Origin of the sequence: Bacteroides sp. D22 (assembly GCF_000163675.1) — a bacterium.
Classification (GTDB): Bacteria; Bacteroidota; Bacteroidia; order Bacteroidales; family Bacteroidaceae; genus Bacteroides; species Bacteroides xylanisolvens.
Genome location: NZ_GG774867.1, coordinates 1 through 982, shown reverse-complemented (window position 1 = coordinate 982; position 982 = coordinate 1). Strand labels below are relative to the sequence as shown.

General features: G+C 36.6%; 2 protein-coding genes. One reads left to right on the top strand and one right to left on the bottom strand.

Annotated elements, in window-relative coordinates; all coding sequences use genetic code 11:
* Positions 1–483 (top strand): restriction endonuclease subunit S (locus tag HMPREF0106_RS00085; protein WP_050427904.1); only part of this gene is annotated, 483 nt, incomplete at its 5' end.
* On the opposite strand, the gene HMPREF0106_RS00090 is transcribed toward HMPREF0106_RS00085, so the two are convergent.
* The coding region (locus tag HMPREF0106_RS00090) for a restriction endonuclease subunit S (RefSeq protein ID WP_009041327.1) at positions 478–982 on the bottom strand (505 nt) is incomplete at its 5' end. The genes HMPREF0106_RS00085 and HMPREF0106_RS00090 overlap by 6 nt on opposite strands.

Below are 982 nucleotides of genomic sequence, written 5' to 3'. Positions count from 1 at the left end.
CATTATACGCAGTTGCCTGATGGATGGGCTGTTGCGCCTATGCAAATGCTATGTTCGTTGATTGATGGTGAAAAGCAAAATGGTATAGAAAGAATAAATCTTGATGTCAAATATTTGCGTGGTGAGCGTGATGCCAAGACTTTGACTTCCGGCAAATATGTAGCTGCAAACTCTCTTTTGATTTTAGTAGATGGGGAGAATTCCGGTGAAGTATTCAGAACTCCAATTGATGGCTATCAAGGTAGCACTTTTAAGCTGTTGTCTATCAATTATGATATGAATACCGAATATGTATTACAAGTCATCAACTTGCATAGGACAATATTGCGAGAGAATAAGGTAGGTTCTGCCATTCCTCACTTGAACAAGAAACTATTCAAAGCGATTGAAGTACCAATTCCACCTTATAAGGAGCAACAGAGAATTGTAGAAGCTGCAAATAAAGTATTTATGTCTTTAGATGTGATAATGGGGAGTTTATAAACTCCCCATTATCACATCTAATTTAGTTGAGATTTGCTCTAAGGTTTGAACTATTCGTTTCTGCTCCTCTAAAGGAGGCAGTAGTAATTTAATATTTTCAAATTGTTTTTTGGTTATATGTACCATGCCAGAGCCATGACTTTGAGTATAAAACTCTGTAATCATTGCTTTGAACACATGGTAAAGATATTGTTTTTGTGCAAAAGGATATGGATCTACTTTAAATATATGTTGATTAAGCCAAGCTTTACCACCGTTCCAGATATATGTTCCTAATGAAGCAGCCCATGCGAACAGCAAGTCACCATTATGAATTAAATATTTAGATTCGTAAGTTTTTGGAGTTCGGTTATAACTTGCACTATTATCGTTCAAGTTCTGAATACGAATAATGGGCAACCCCTCATGCATCCAATCTTCAGGTTTGAAAGCTCGGCCATTTGTATAAATAGCAACATCACCAACTTTGATTGTTGTCCATCCTTTAGGCAACTGCGTA